Raw genomic sequence first — 13655 nt, forward strand, 5'->3', positions numbered from 1 at the left:
TTCGCCGTCGACCTGTTCGGCCAGGGCAACCGCCCCGAAACCACCGAAGCCCGCCAGGCCGCCACCCGGGCGCTCTACTCCGACCGCGAGCGCATGCGCGAGCTGACCCTTGCCGGCCTGGCCGAAGCCCGCGAGCAGGAAGCCGCCGAAAACGTGGTGATCATGGGCTACTGCTTCGGCGGGGCCGTGGCGCTGGAGGTCGCCCGTTCCGGCGAGGCCGAAAACGTGGCCGGCTACACCAGTTTCCATGGCGGCCTGGCCACACCGGAGGGCCAGGAGTGGCCCGACGAGGTGCCCCCGCTGCTGATCGCCCATGGCGGTGCTGATACCAGCGTGACCATGGAGGACGTCAGCGGGCTGGTGGAGGAGCTGGAAGCCATCGAGGCGACCTACACGATGGAGATCTACTCAGGCGCCCCGCACGGCTTCACCGAGTTCGAAAGCGAGCGCTACCAGGAACGCGCCGACAAGGCATCCTGGGCCGCCTTCCAGACCTTCCTCGAGGAGGTGCTATGAACCAGGCCCGGCCATTGACCATGACCGAACTGGCGGGAAGCCACCACGAGGTCGGCGCGGAACATGGCCGCATCCATCGCCACCTGATCCAGCGCGGCATCCAGGTCTATGGGCAGCTGTTCCACGATTTCGTCGGCATCCGCTGGGAAGAGGCGCGCGACCGGGCCTGTCACTTCGAAGCCCAGATCGCCCAGGGCTTTCCCGAGATTCTCGAGGAGATGAACGGCATCGCCTGGGGTGCCGGGGTCGATTTCATCGACATCCTGACGCTCAACTGCCGCAGTGAGATCGCCCTGGCCCATGCCAGCGGCGGCTGTTCGGCCTTCTCGCTGCAGCGACACGGCCGGCAGTGGCTGGCCCAGAACTGGGACTGGCGCCACGATCAGCTCGATAACGTTGTCGCCCTGCACATCCAGGGCGACGGACGCCCCGCGCTGGTCAGCATCGGCGAAGCCGGCATGGTCGGCAAGATCGGCCTGAATGCCCACGGCATCGGCGTTTGCCTCAACGCCATTCGTTCGCAGACCTGCGGCCCCGGCCTGCCGGTCCACATTGCCCTGCGCAAGATCCTCGAGAGCGAAGACATGCAGAGCGCGCTCGCCGTGGCCACCCACGACCGGGTATGTTCACCCGCCCACTTCCTGCTCGCCAGCGCTGAGGTCGGTAACGAAGGGGGCCAGGCCGTCGGCCTCGAGGTGCAGCCCGGCGAGCCGGGGCGCATCACACCGCGCGGTGGCATCGTCACCCATACCAACCACCTCTACGCCGAGGACACGCCCTGCCCAGTGCAGGACTTCCCCCGCGTCGACTCCCACCCGCGCCTGTGCCGGCTCGACGCGCTGCTCCACGACGAACTGGCCGCGGATGCCGGCATCGACGAGGCCAGGCTATTCGATGTACTCAGCGACCATCAGGGGGCGCCGATGTCGATCTGCCGCCACTTCAACCCCGACCAGCCCGCCGAGGAGCGCATGGAAACCCTGTTCTCGGTGGTGATGAACCTGAGCGAGCGGCGCCTGACCCTGCGCCACGGCAAGCCCTGTGAGAACGATGACAGCCTGAGCATCACTCTGGGCTGATGCGGCCCAGCCGCGCACTGGTCACAGCTCCCCTTTCAGGTAACGCTCGGAAGTGAGCAGGAACGAGCGCCGGAACAGATCGTGAATGGCCTCCTCACGGCGCAGCTGGAGCAGCGCCCATTCCTCCTCGGAGACACACGTATCCTGGCGCGGGTATTTCCAGGCCAGGCGCACCGAGCCCGAGGTGGCATCGCAGATCTGCAGTGAGGGGTTGGCCCCGCGGTTGGCGGTGTTGAAGCAGTACGGCATGGCGACCTCCGTTCGCGCAATTAATGATAACAATTATCATTAACCACGAAGAATCTAGTCCTCACCCTGACCTCTGTCAAATGCCACGAAGAAAAATCATTCTCGTTCTCTTTCTTCCTTGCTCGTCCTCGTCGCGGATGGTACACAGGATAACGAATACCATTCTCATTTGATGGAGACGAACCATGAAGAAACTCTTACATTCCGTCCTGCTGTCCGGCCTGATGGTCGCGGCTATCGCTCAGGCCAGCACCCCCACCGAGCATTTCGAGGGCGAGCCCGCCGACACCCTGAGCCAGGCGGTGGCCAACTTCTCCGAAACCAACCAGCAACTGGCCGAGCTGCTCGCCCAGGACGAACTGAGTATCGAGGATCTCGGCACCATCCACGAACTCACCTACACCCTGGAAAACGCGCTGGAGAAGATCAACGAGGAAGCGGACGCGATGGCGGTCAACCTGGAGGAGGTACACCTGGGTTCCGAGACCGGCGACTTCGAACGCGTGCAGAGCCACGGCGCCGACTACCTGGAAGCGGCCCAGACGCTGGTGCCCTGACCTGATCTAACCCGCGGCGCCACGGCATCGCGGCGATCTCCTTCCGTCGGGCCACTCGATCTCGCCCCGAGGTGTCACTTCGCTGCCAAGCCGCTGTCATGGCGTCCTGCCAGGATACTGGGGTCTTCCCCAACCTCAGGTGCCGACCATGCGTTTGACGCGACGAGATCTGTTGAGCCTGGGCCTGAAAGGGGGTGCCGTCCTGGGCACCTCCCTGGCCGCGCCCTCCATCATCCTGGCCGAGAGCCGCCGCCCCGTGATCACCAGCGGCGTGATGAGCGGCGACATGCTCGCCGACCGCGCCATGCTCTGGTCGCAGGTCGACCGGCCGGCCCGAATGCTGATCGAGATCGCCGACAACCCCGAGTTCCGTGGGGCTCGTCAATTGCTCGGCCCCGAGGCCCTGCCGGCCACCGGCCTGACCGCCAAGCTCGACGCCACCGGCCTGGGCGGCATGGATACTGCCCACTATCGCATCCGCTTCGAGGCACTGGACGACCACCGCGCCATCAGCGAGCCGGTCATCGGCCAGCTGCGCCTGCCTCCGGTGGCCCGCCGCGACGTGCGTTTCGTCTGGTCCGGCGACACCGCCGGCCAGGGCTGGGGAATCGACGAATCGCGTGGCGGCATGACCACCTACGACACCATGCTGCGCCAGCGGCCGGACTTCTTCATCCACTCCGGCGACACCGTCTACGCTGACGGCCCGCTGCAGGAGAGCGTAGAACTGCCCAATGGCGAGCTGTGGCGCAATCGAGTGATGCCCGCCAAGCTCAAGGTGGCCGAAACCCTGGACGAGTTCCGCGGCCAGTACGCCTATAACCTGCTCGACGCCAACGTGCGTCGCTTCAATGCCGCCGTGCCCATGCTCGCCCAGTGGGACGACCACGAAACCACCAACAACTGGTACCCCGGCGAGATCCTCGACGACGACCGCTACAGCGAGAAGAACGTCTCGCTGCTCGCCGCCCGCGCGCGGCACGCCTTCCTCGAAAACATGCCGCTGCGCCAGCGCCCCGAGGCCCCCGGGCGAATCCATCGCCGTTTCGCCTACGGCCCCAGCTTGGAGATCTTCATGCTGGACATGCGCTCTCACCGCGCAATCAACAGCCGCAACCGGCAGGCCGGCGGCGAGGAGGCCACCTTCCTCGGCCAGGACCAGTTGCGCTGGCTGCTCGACGGCCTGCGCCAATCCCGGGCGACATGGAAGATCGTCGCCTCGGACATGCCCATCGGGCTGATCGTGCGTGACGACGACAACTTCGAGGCCATCGCCAACGAACACCACGGCGAGCCCCTCGGCCGCGAGCTGGAGATCGCCGGACTGCTCAAGGCGATCCGCGACGAAGCCATCCACAACGTGGTGTGGCTCACCGCCGACGTGCACTACACCGCCGCCCACCACTACTCGCCGGAGCGCGCCGGCTTCCAGGAGTTTGCCCCCTTCTGGGAGTTCGTCAGCGGCCCCCTGCACGCCGGCACCTTCGGCCCGGGCGAGCTCGACGCCACCTTCGGCCCCGAAGTGGTCTTCCAGAAGGCACCGCCGGATGGCCGCGCCAACCTGTCACCCGCCGAGGGCTACCAGTTCTTCGGCCAGGTCGACCTGGACGGCGAGAGCGAAACCCTAACCGTCACCCTGATGGACTCAGCCGGCGAGGCCCTGCATCGGCAGGTTCTCGAGCCGCAAAGGGCTTGAGTGCCGAAGAGTGAACTGAACGATAGCCGCGCTGCCACGGTCGTGGCAGTGCGGTTACCCCGCCAGCGCCTCTTCCACCACTGCCCGCGCCTCGTCGCTCATGGGCAGTTCCAGCGCCAGCTCACGGGCACGCGGCGACATCTTCTTCCAGGTCATCTGCACGATGCGCACCAGGTGCTCGTGCTCCACCTGCTTGGAGAAGTCGGCAAAGTAGTTCTCGAGGAACACCAGGCAGGCGCAGTCCTCCACCGCCTGGGTGCCCGGGTCGCGGCCCAGGCCCTGCTTGCGTATCATCCGGGAAACCTCGGCGGCGTCCTCCGCGGAATAGCCGGCCGCTTCCATCACCCGCGCCGTGGTTTCACCGGCCCGCTTGCCCTGGTCGCGACGCCAGGTGAGATAGCCCACGCGCCCTTCCGGGTACTCACTGCGCGGCACCTCCCAGCGCTGCAGATGCTGCGAGCGCACGGCGAGCTGCACCAGCTCGCTCGGCGCGTCTTCCACCCGCTCCAGCCAGGCGCTCATACGCCCCGCATGCCACAGCTCAAGGGGCACGCTTTTACCGTCGACCTCCACCCGGCGAGGGTCTCCGGCATGCAAGACATCGAGCTCGGCGATGGCACGCTGAAACGGCGTTTGATCTGGCATAGGGATATCCTTGCAAGTCGTTATTGCCACAGCATACCGCATCCGAGCATGGCGCCGACAATACAACTCTTCTTAGCCAGCCCAAGAGAGATGGCTTGTAAGCCTCTGAATTCCAACTAACTTAATAACATTGCCATCGAACACCTCGAAGAGGTATCGCCATGAGACGCAGCGTCCCGATCTTCTTTCTCGCCCTGCTCACGTTCGGCGTCGCGCATGCCATAGCGCAAGATGCCAGCGTCGCCCCCGCCGACGATCGAGTCGAAGCGGAACTCAGGCAGGAACTCGAACAGACCCAAGGCCAACCCGTCGAGACCCTCCAACAGGCCGTGGATGCCTTGGAGCTGCGCAACGACCTGCTCGACGTACTGATGAAAAAGGAAGAACTGACCGACGGCGACCTGGCCATCATCCAGCAGCTCACACAAGACATCGAAAACGCCTTGGCGAAGGTCGAGGAAGAGGTCGGCACCATGCGTGAACGCGTGCAGGAAGTGCGCGCAGGCGCCGAAAGCCAGGGTCAGGAAGGCATACGCGAAAGCGGCAGGAAATACCTGAACCAGGTCAGGACGCTGATGCAATAAGGCATGTTCTCTTGCGGGGTAAGCTCCGGGCTCGGCATGATAAAGCACCCTAACCCTTGACCCGGAGCCCGCATGTCCTTCTTCTCTCGCCTCAAGGAAGTGGCCTCGCCCACCATCGGCCTGGGCTGCATGAATCTCTCCCACGGCTACGGCAACCTGGTTGCCGAGGCCGAAGCGCTGCGTGCCCTGAATGAAGCCTTCGAGATGGGCTACCGCCACTTCGACACCGCCACCCTCTACGGCGCCACGGCCAACGAGCGGGTGGTAGGCAAGGCCCTTGCCGGCAAGCGCCACGAGATCCTGCTGGCCAGCAAATGCGGCATGGCGATGGACCCCGAGCTGGGCAAGAAGGTGATCGACGGGCGACCCGAGACGATCCGCCGGCAGTGCGAGGCGAGCCTCGAGCGTCTGCGCACCGACCATCTGGACCTCTACTACCTGCATCGCCTGGATCGCCAAGTGCCCATCGAAGAGAGCGTCGGCGCGCTGGGGCGGCTGGTGGAAGAGGGCAAGGTACGCGCCATCGGGCTCTCGGAAGTTTCCGCCACCACCCTGCGCCGCGCCCGGGTCGAACACCCCATCGCCGCAGTGCAGTCCGAATACTCGCTGTGGACCCGCAACCCTGAGATCGCCCTGATCGACGCCTGCCGCGAAGCCGACACCGCGATGGTCGCCTTCAGCCCCCTGGGCCGCGGCTTCCTGGCCGGCGCCGTAACGGAGACCAGCCAGCTCACCGAGAACGACGTACGCCGCGGCATGCCCCGCTTTAGCGCCGAGAACCTGCCGCACAACCTGCGCCAGCTGGAAAAGCTCCGGGCCATCGCCCGCGAACAGGAAGTAACCACCGGCCAGCTCGCCCTCGCCTGGCTCATCGCCCAAGGCGACGACGTAATCCCCATCCCCGGCACCCGCTCCATCGCGCACATGCGCGAAAACCTGGCGGCCGAAGAACTGTGCCTGGATACCGCCACCCTCCAGCGGCTGAGCGAACTGCTGACACCCGATCAGGTGGCTGGCGTTCGTTACAGCGAAGCGCTGCAGGCGGAGATCGATACGGAGGAGTTTGGGGAGTAGGACGAGCAGGAATCGGGATGCAGCTCTACCATTGAGCTGCACCCAAGACGGCCTGTTTTCCCCGCCACTACGAGGAACAAAGCCTCACTAGTGAAACAATAAGCCGGTATTAGGGTTTATCCCCGCTCCCGCGGGGATCGGTCTGGGCGATGGGCCGGGAAAGCCAAAGCGCTCGGTTAAGCCCCGCTCCCGCGGGGATCGGAATTCCTGGCCGCCCAGCAGCTCGCACAACTCCGGTTAATCCCCGCTACTGTGGGGATCGGCCCTTGGTGCTGGATAACGGCGCCGAACTGCACGGTTGAGCCCCGCTCCCGCGGGGATCGGGCGTCGATGAGGTCCAGCAGCATCACGCCTCCTGGTTAATCCCCGCTCCCGCGGGGATCGGGGTATAGCATTCCTCAAGTACCCGTGCACTGCCGGTTAATCCCCGCTCCCGCGGGGATCGGACCCCAACACAGTTTACGAAGCCGTTTTTCGACGGTTAATCCCCGCTCCCGCGGGGATCGGTCAAGAACGGTGCGCTCGAGCACGACACCGAACGGTTAATACCCGCTCCCGCGGGGATCGGGCCTGACGATGGCAATCATCGCAGCACTGACCCGGTTAATCCCCGCTCCCGCGGGGATCGGACCCGGGCATTGATCGGCTGGGCGGCCTTGCCCGGTTTATTCCCGCCCTCGCGGGGATCGGGCCCTAGCCGTCAGCTCGTCGCGCACGAAGCGCGGTTTATCCCCGCCCTCGCGGGGATCGGGACAATCGAGCCAATCGGCGTATTGATCACGTCGGTTTACCCCCGCCCTCGCGGGGATCGGGAAGGCTTGTGCAGCTTCACACACCCAGCGGGCGGTTAATCCCCGCTCCCGCGGGGATCGGTGGCAGATCAGCTGTTTGCCGTTGGCGAATACCGGTTAATCCCCGCTCCCGCGGGGATCGGTTCACGGTGCCATCCACTTCGGCCAGGTCCAGCGGTTAATCCCCGCTCCCGCGGGGATCGGTCAGAAAGGCGTGAGGTAGCCATTACGGGCAGCGGTTAATCCCCGCTCCCGCGGGGATCGGTTGATGCGGTTGGCGTGCTCGGTGACCAGGGCCGGTTTATCCCCGCCCTCGCGGGGATCGGCCGCCCTCAAGCGGGCGGCCGCGCAATGACGTCGGTTTATCCCCGCCCTCGCGGGGATCGGAATACCTCGTCGAGAGTACAGTCGACCCCGTGCGGTTTATCCCCGCCCTCGCGGGGATCGGACCTGCAGGCGCTGCATCTCGCGCTCCTCATCCGGTTTATCCCCGCCCTCGCGGGGATCGGTGGCCCTGTACTGTGCGGCGCGCGGAGCCAAGCGGTTTATCCCCGCCCTCGCGGGGATCGGCGAGGCGTCGATCAATTCACTCGTATCAGCTGCGGTTTATCCCCGCCCTCGCGGGGATCGGGCACGACGACCTGCCGGCCATGGACGACGACGAGGTTTATCCCCGCCCTCGCGGGGATCGGATGGGCGTCTCGCCGATGCGAAGATTCTCAATCGGTTTATCCCCGCCCTCGCGGGGATCGGCGACCAGCTCCGGTCTTACCCAACGCTTATCGCGGTTTATCCCCGCCCTCGCGGGGATCGGTGGTCGGGTATCAATCCGCTGACGGTGATCTGCGGTTTATCCCCGCCCTCGCGGGGATCGGCGGTGACCGTAGCCCGCCGGCAGCAGCTTTTGCGGTTTATCCCCGCCCTCGCGGGGATCGGTATTCATCCAACGGGGCAGCGGGTTACTCGACCGGTTTATCCCCGCCCTCGCGGGGATCGGGAGGATACCGGCCTGGACGATGCCACGCTCGACGGTTTATCCCCGCCCTCGCGGGGATCGGTTCTCATCTCGTTGACCGAGGGTGCCGTAACGCGGTTTATCCCCGCCCTCGCGGGGATCGGCGCACACGAGCCGTCAGAACTGCGACATCAGGCGGTTTATCCCCGCCCTCGCGGGGATCGGTGACCCGGTAGTCCATGAGGTAGTGGATCAGCCGGTTTATCCCCGCCCTCGCGGGGATCAGCGAAAAGCAGAAGAGCAAGCCGGCCATGTCGCCGGTTTATCCCCGCCCTCGCGGGGATCGGGCTGTGGTACTCATGTCAACGTCACTGCCAGGCGGTTTATCCCCGCCCTCGCGGGGATCGGTCAGGTAGACGATACGCTCGTCTTGCCGAGCACGGTTTATCCCCGCCCTCGCGGGGATCGGTCGGCGAAATCCTGATAGACCCCGTAAGCAAACGGTTTATCCCCGCCCTCGCGGGGATCGGGCCTCGCTGCGCCACTGCTCGTCATTGGCGGCCGGTTTATCCCCGCCCTCGCGGGGATCGGAAGGTTTTCGGCCAGATCGCGCAGCTCGGCTACGGTTTATCCCCGCCCTCGCGGGGATCGGTACCAATGAAAACATTACTATCTCTAGCGCTACGGTTTATCCCCGCCCTCGCGGGGATCGGGACTGCGCCTCGAGCTCCACGCCCTTGCCGTGCGGTTTATCCCCGCCCTCGCGGGGATCGGCTAGCTGCTCGTACTTTCGATCCGCAAGGGGCCGGTTTATCCCCGCCCTCGCGGGGATCGGGAATAGTCCCTATGCTGGCGATTGGAACGTTACGGTTAATCCCCGCTCCCGCGGGGATCGGCGGATCAGCGGCCGGGTCGGTCGGTGCGTCACCGGTTAATCCCCGCTCCCGCGGGGATCGGTCATCTATGCTGCCGCCCTCTGCCAGCCACGACGGTTAATCCCCGCTCCCGCGGGGATCGGCCCGGTAGGAAATGCAGGATTTAGTTGTTCGCCGGTTAATCCCCGCTCCCGCGGGGATCGGCCCTGAACGTTGATGACGTGAACCTCGGCATGCGGTTAATCCCCGCTCCCGCGGGGATCGGGAGCGGCACCCAGATTCCAACTACCTGGCAGCCGGTTAATCCCCGCTCCCGCGGGGATCGGGGCAACGCCATAGGCGCCGTGCTCGACAAGTACGGTTAATCCCCGCTCCCGCGGGGATCGGTGGGCCGTCCGCTACTCCGGCGAGTGTTACAACGGTTAATCCCCGCTCCCGCGGGGATCGGGCCGACACAGCAAGAGGGACACGACATGTTGACGGTTAATCCCCGCTCCCGCGGGGATCGGTCCGCGACCGTTGCTCATACGCCACCTATCAGCGGTTAATCCCCGCTCCCGCGGGGATCGGCTCTGTTACGCAATCGAGGAAGGCCCGGCGAGCGGTTAATCCCCGCTCCCGCGGGGATCGGCTCGATATTGCCGGGATTGTTGTTGCGGATGCCGGTTAATCCCCGCTCCCGCGGGGATCGGCAGATAATTGAGCGTACTGTTCCACATATTCGCGGTTAATCCCCGCTCCCGCGGGGATCGGTTGGACTGCGTCCGCATCGTGGTCTCCGTGTTCGGTTAATCCCCGCTCCCGCGGGGATCGGGTTCATACAATCCGCCCAGGTCACAATGATGCGGGTTAATCCCCGCTCCCGCGGGGATCGGTCTCGGTGTAGCTCCGGGTCAATGAAAAGACCCGGTTAATCCCCGCTCCCGCGGGGATCGGTAGTGTCAACTCATGCCGGACAACACCGTTTTCCGGTTAATCCCCGCTCCCGCGGGGATCGGATTCCTGAGCCCTGGCAACCGCCGGGGCTTTTCGGTTAATCCCCGCTCCCGCGGGGATCGGTTTGTCCCGCAAATGCCGAATCCGTTCGATTTCGGTTAATCCCCGCTCCCGCGGGGATCGGAACTGGCTGGTGAATTTCCACCTGCCGATTAGCGGTTAATCCCCGCTCCCGCGGGGATCGGGGTCAGGGGTCATAGTTCGGGCTCCAATGGTCCGGTTAATCCCCGCTCCCGCGGGGATCGGTTGCTCCCACTCGACCGCGTAGCGCTCAGCCGCGGTTAATCCCCGCTCCCGCGGGGATCGGCGTGGCGTGTCCGAAATAGCTGATTATGTCGGCGGTTAATCCCCGCTCCCGCGGGGATCGGGCCCTCACCATGCGCCGCGAGATACTCGACACCGGTTAATCCCCGCTCCCGCGGGGATCGGTGCAGGTTACGGTTCATGTCGATGGCCCTCGGCGGTTAATCCCCGCTCCCGCGGGGATCGGCTGCGCCAGCAGCCGGCGTACGTATGCCGGGCCGGTTAATCCCCGCTCCCGCGGGGATCGGGACCTGCACGGGGAATGACCATGCGTAACGTCCGGTTAATCCCCGCTCCCGCGGGGATCGGATATATTGATTCGCTGGCTCATCGGGTTATCTCCGGTTAATCCCCGCTCCCGCGGGGATCGGGAGCCAATGTGAATTCCTGGCGCTGGAACGAGCGGTTAATCCCCGCTCCCGCGGGGATCGGCGCGAGGGTGGTAGCGACGGCGGCCTGGCTCGCGGTTAATCCCCGCTCCCGCGGGGATCGGTGGGGCCGCAGGTACTTGTCAGGCGCCGTGCCCGGTTAATCCCCGCTCCCGCGGGGATCGGACTAATCGTAGACAATTGATCTAAAAAAGGAAAATCGCCGTTGGTTTTTCCACCGGCGATTTTGCCTATTTTTTGTACAGACTAATTTCTTAAAGAGCCAGGATAATCAGCTACTTAACCTCCAAGGGGGTAAAGCGTACCAAGCGCAGTCCGTCATGATCCCAAGGCTCACGACGATTCGAGCCGTATGTTTGGAATTCAAAACCGGACTCATGATTGCTGGCCCAGGCCATCACGACATTGCCTTCCTCCGCCAGCGCATTGATCTGCTCCCAGATCATCTCGCGAATACGCCTGCTGACATCGCCGACATAGACTCCAGCGCGTACCTCGAGCAGCCACACGGCGAGCCTGCCGCGTAGACGGGGCGGTACGGCTTCGGTCACTACGACTAGCATGGCCATCAGCCGCTCCTGTGCCCGGCATCGCCCACGGAAGCAGGCTCCGGTATGGCCGGTGGCACGGCTTCGGGGGCTGGCGGTGGTGGTTCGATATCCCCTGCTGATAGAACTTCTTCGATCAACGGGATTAGGCTCTGGAGCAGCCTCGTCTGTCGGAAGGCATCGCGGCAGGCAATACGCACCTCCCGCTCTGGCAGAGGTGGGTTGCGCGCCGCCACGCGGAAAGCCGCAGGAACAACCGTTTCGAACTTGACGATATCGGCAATATCGTAGACGAAGCTCTTTGGCTTTCCGGTGTGCAGAAAGCCAATGGCTGGCGCATAACCCGCCGCCAGAATTGCTGCTTCAGTCACCCCGTAGAGACAAGCGGTGGCAGCGGAGAGGCATTGGTTGACGGTATCGGAAGCATCCCATTGGCTCGGATCGTAACGGCGCCCTGTCCATTTGATGCCGTACTGTTTGGCCAATTGTTGATACGTCTTGCGCACACGAGCGCCTTCAATTCCACGCAACTGTTCAATACTGCGCCGCTCAGGCGCCGGCTCACCGAAGCGCAGCTCGAACATCTTGCGCACCACCTTGAGCCGCAGCTTCTCCTCCAGGACCAATCTGGCCTGATAAAGCAGCTTGTCGGATCGGGCACCGCCAGGCTGCCCTGCGCTGTAGAGCCGCACGCCGGCATCCCCAACCCAGATCAGTAGGGTGCCCACCGCCGCGGCAAGCTTGATGGCCGCATGGGAGACTCTGGTGCCAGGCTCGAGCAGCAGGCAGGCAACCGAGCCGACCGGTATGTGCATGCGCTCGCCGTTGACATCGTCGATCACCACGAAGGCGCCATCACGTACGTCGATCTGGCCCATGCCGATGAAGATCATCGACATGCGATCCTTGATAGGAATGGGTTTGAGGGGGATAAAGCTCATGTCACCCCCTCAAGGTCGACGCAGCATCAGCAATCCACAGCCAAACGCCTTGGCACGGCCGATACCATGAGCCAGTGTTTCGACCAAGCGCCCCGGATCGGTCACTTCCAGAAGCCCTTCATAATCGACGCTGGAAAACCGAATGGCATCGCGCCGACCGGGCTTGTGGAGAGCATGCTGACGATAGGCGCCCACATTGGGCTTGACCGGTAGCCGAAATCCCCAGGATTCGGCCCGTGAGGCCAGCCAATCGTGAGCGGCATTGTCCATGGCCTCTACGCAGGCTCGACTGCTGCGGGCATCACCCGACTCAAAAGGAAACTTGGCGGCCATCAAGACATCGGCACGCTGCCCTCGTTTGCCCTCTACCGCCTTGGCTACCGTCGGATTGGCGCGAACACGAAACGCTAACTGCTCGCCTACCTCCAGCGCTGGGGCGAACGGCTTGCTCTGTACATCGAGCAACCCCGCTACTGCCACGGGTTCGCGATCAGAAAGCATGTAGAACAATGGCAGCCCTTTGGGCGCTTGGTCCGGCCCTGTGGGCTCCTCCATTTCCTGGCGGAACAGGAAAGGGCGAGCCTCCGAGTGGTCGGGAAAAAGTTGCCAAAGGAGCTGATGGGCACCGTAGGCGCCACCGCCCATGATTTCGAATAGCAGCTCACGGGAAAGGCCGTTGAGGTCCACACGTACGCGGGAAAGAAACATCAGCTGCCCTCCTCGAGGCGGACGAAGCGGCGATATTCGATACGCGGCCCAAACTGCCACCGCCTACGGTTGAGCGGGCTGTCCCAGATATCGTTGGACTCCACCCCCTCCTCTTTACCATCGAGCATGGCCGCTTCACCCTCCCAGCAATAAAGCGACTCGCTGGACAGGCGAAGCGCTTGCTGCTCATCGCGAATCAGTTTGGGAAACTCTGTATCGAGCGCTTCTTTCAGCCGCTCTGCGGTTACACGGCGTGGATCCAGTGGGGCTGCCGGCGGGCACGCCTTGCGGCCAAGATACAACGGGAAGTGCGGTGTCTTGAGGGCTTGCTCCAGCGTCTCCAGTGTCAAAGTAGCCCCTGGTGTCAGCCATACGGCAACGGTCCAGAGCCCATCACAGCGGTAGTCACGGCTGGAGAGAATGGTGTTGATAACTTTGCGTGGCGCACTCAGCTCGTCACGGCGTGTGCGGTACACAACGCCCTTGCGCTCGCCCGGCACCTGAGCCGTATGGTAATCGCGCAGCAGGATTCCCGGCGAACGCTGCTTGACCGCCACCCGCACGCTTTCATGCAGCTCGTTCTGCCCTTCATCGTCATCACGCCGAATGCCGAGTGCTGCACCAAGCAGGCCCAGAATAGCGCCACGTCCCGGATGGGTAGCGCTGGGACGAGTTTCGCCTACCGCGGGTTCGCCCCAGCTGGCTAGCGGCGCGTAGAGCCGGAAAACGAGATATTCCGTCATTACGCA

The 13655-nt window shown here is 64.2% G+C and carries 12 protein-coding genes and 1 CRISPR repeat array; of the genes, 6 read left to right on the forward strand and 6 right to left on the reverse strand.

Features of this window, described 5'->3' with window-relative positions:
- Together HBJ55_RS16315 and HBJ55_RS16320 are read left to right on the forward strand one after the other, a co-directional pair.
- Nucleotides 1–516 (forward strand): dienelactone hydrolase family protein (locus tag HBJ55_RS16315; protein ID WP_167117315.1); only part of this gene is annotated, 516 nt, incomplete at its 5' end.
- Nucleotides 513–1595, forward strand: coding sequence for a C45 family autoproteolytic acyltransferase/hydrolase (locus HBJ55_RS16320; RefSeq protein ID WP_167117318.1), 1083 nt, complete (start codon nucleotides 513–515; stop codon nucleotides 1593–1595). The genes HBJ55_RS16315 and HBJ55_RS16320, both read left to right, overlap by 4 nt.
- A 21-nt stretch (nucleotides 1596–1616) precedes the next feature.
- On the opposite strand, the gene HBJ55_RS16325 is transcribed toward HBJ55_RS16320, so the two are convergent.
- Entirely contained in the window at nucleotides 1617–1844 is a 228-nt protein-coding gene (locus tag HBJ55_RS16325) for a hypothetical protein (RefSeq protein WP_167117321.1), read from the reverse strand.
- 185 nt (nucleotides 1845–2029) lie between these two features.
- Here HBJ55_RS16325 and HBJ55_RS16330 point away from each other — a divergent pair, with 185 nt between their 5' ends.
- Complete coding sequence (locus HBJ55_RS16330; protein WP_167117324.1) at nucleotides 2030–2401, forward strand: DUF6746 family protein; 372 nt, start codon at nucleotides 2030–2032, stop codon at nucleotides 2399–2401.
- A 148-nt stretch (nucleotides 2402–2549) separates the two neighbouring features.
- The gene (locus HBJ55_RS16335) at nucleotides 2550–4097 is read left to right on the forward strand and encodes an alkaline phosphatase D family protein (protein ID WP_167117327.1); all 1548 of its coding nucleotides are present in this window, start codon (nucleotides 2550–2552) and stop codon (nucleotides 4095–4097) included.
- Nucleotides 4098–4151: 54 nt separating this feature from the next.
- On the opposite strand, the gene HBJ55_RS16340 is transcribed toward HBJ55_RS16335, so the two are convergent.
- Nucleotides 4152–4742 (reverse strand): DUF4202 domain-containing protein, encoded by a 591-nt coding sequence (locus tag HBJ55_RS16340; RefSeq protein WP_167117330.1) that lies wholly within the window; start codon nucleotides 4740–4742, stop codon nucleotides 4152–4154.
- A 161-nt stretch (nucleotides 4743–4903) separates the two neighbouring features.
- Here HBJ55_RS16340 and HBJ55_RS16345 point away from each other — a divergent pair, with 161 nt between their 5' ends.
- Both HBJ55_RS16345 and HBJ55_RS16350 read left to right on the forward strand, forming a co-directional pair.
- Nucleotides 4904–5326, forward strand: a complete 423-nt coding sequence (locus tag HBJ55_RS16345) for a DUF6746 family protein (protein WP_167117333.1) — start codon at nucleotides 4904–4906, stop codon at nucleotides 5324–5326.
- Nucleotides 5327–5398: 72 nt separating this feature from the next.
- A complete protein-coding gene (locus HBJ55_RS16350) occupies nucleotides 5399–6400 on the forward strand; it encodes an aldo/keto reductase (RefSeq protein ID WP_240936162.1) in 1002 nt (333 codons plus the stop codon).
- Nucleotides 6401–6512: 112 nt separating this feature from the next.
- A CRISPR array of direct repeats spans nucleotides 6513–10874; the repeat unit is 29 nt; unit sequence CGGTTAATCCCCGCTCCCGCGGGGATCGG.
- 110 nt (nucleotides 10875–10984) lie between these two features.
- On the opposite strand, the gene cas2e is transcribed toward HBJ55_RS16350, so the two are convergent.
- The 4 genes from cas2e to cas5e are packed head-to-tail and all read right to left on the reverse strand — an operon-like array spanning nucleotide 10985 to nucleotide 13649.
- On the reverse strand, nucleotides 10985–11278 hold the full coding sequence (gene cas2e / locus HBJ55_RS16355; RefSeq protein WP_167117336.1) for a type I-E CRISPR-associated endoribonuclease Cas2e: 294 nt from the start codon (nucleotides 11276–11278) through the stop codon (nucleotides 10985–10987).
- On the reverse strand, nucleotides 11278–12198 hold the full coding sequence (gene cas1e, locus HBJ55_RS16360; RefSeq protein ID WP_167117339.1) for a type I-E CRISPR-associated endonuclease Cas1e: 921 nt from the start codon (nucleotides 12196–12198) through the stop codon (nucleotides 11278–11280). The genes cas2e and cas1e overlap by 1 nt, the downstream gene beginning before the upstream one ends.
- Before the next feature lie 9 nt (nucleotides 12199–12207).
- Entirely contained in the window at nucleotides 12208–12906 is a 699-nt protein-coding gene (gene cas6e / locus HBJ55_RS16365) for a type I-E CRISPR-associated protein Cas6/Cse3/CasE (RefSeq protein ID WP_167117342.1), read from the reverse strand.
- Nucleotides 12906–13649, reverse strand: coding sequence for a type I-E CRISPR-associated protein Cas5/CasD (gene cas5e, locus HBJ55_RS16370; RefSeq protein ID WP_167117345.1), 744 nt, complete (start codon nucleotides 13647–13649; stop codon nucleotides 12906–12908). Before cas5e ends, cas6e begins: the two co-directional genes overlap by 1 nt.
- Nucleotides 13650–13655: the final 6 nt, after the last annotated feature.

Source organism: Billgrantia bachuensis (assembly GCF_011742165.1).
In the GTDB taxonomy this organism is placed as follows: domain Bacteria; phylum Pseudomonadota; class Gammaproteobacteria; order Pseudomonadales; family Halomonadaceae; genus Halomonas; species Halomonas bachuensis.

Coding starts and splice junctions, on each gene's coding strand:
- HBJ55_RS16320 (WP_167117318.1), top strand. CDS start 513: ATGAACCAGGCCCGGCCATTGACCATGACCGAACTGGCGGGAAGCCAC.
- HBJ55_RS16325 (WP_167117321.1), bottom strand. CDS start 1,844: ATGCCGTACTGCTTCAACACCGCCAACCGCGGGGCCAACCCCTCACTG.
- HBJ55_RS16330 (WP_167117324.1), top strand. CDS start 2,030: ATGAAGAAACTCTTACATTCCGTCCTGCTGTCCGGCCTGATGGTCGCG.
- HBJ55_RS16335 (WP_167117327.1), top strand. CDS start 2,550: ATGCGTTTGACGCGACGAGATCTGTTGAGCCTGGGCCTGAAAGGGGGT.
- HBJ55_RS16340 (WP_167117330.1), bottom strand. CDS start 4,742: ATGCCAGATCAAACGCCGTTTCAGCGTGCCATCGCCGAGCTCGATGTC.
- HBJ55_RS16345 (WP_167117333.1), top strand. CDS start 4,904: ATGAGACGCAGCGTCCCGATCTTCTTTCTCGCCCTGCTCACGTTCGGC.
- HBJ55_RS16350 (WP_240936162.1), top strand. CDS start 5,399: ATGTCCTTCTTCTCTCGCCTCAAGGAAGTGGCCTCGCCCACCATCGGC.
- cas2e (WP_167117336.1), bottom strand. CDS start 11,278: ATGGCCATGCTAGTCGTAGTGACCGAAGCCGTACCGCCCCGTCTACGC.
- cas1e (WP_167117339.1), bottom strand. CDS start 12,198: ATGAGCTTTATCCCCCTCAAACCCATTCCTATCAAGGATCGCATGTCG.
- cas6e (WP_167117342.1), bottom strand. CDS start 12,906: ATGTTTCTTTCCCGCGTACGTGTGGACCTCAACGGCCTTTCCCGTGAG.
- cas5e (WP_167117345.1), bottom strand. CDS start 13,649: ATGACGGAATATCTCGTTTTCCGGCTCTACGCGCCGCTAGCCAGCTGG.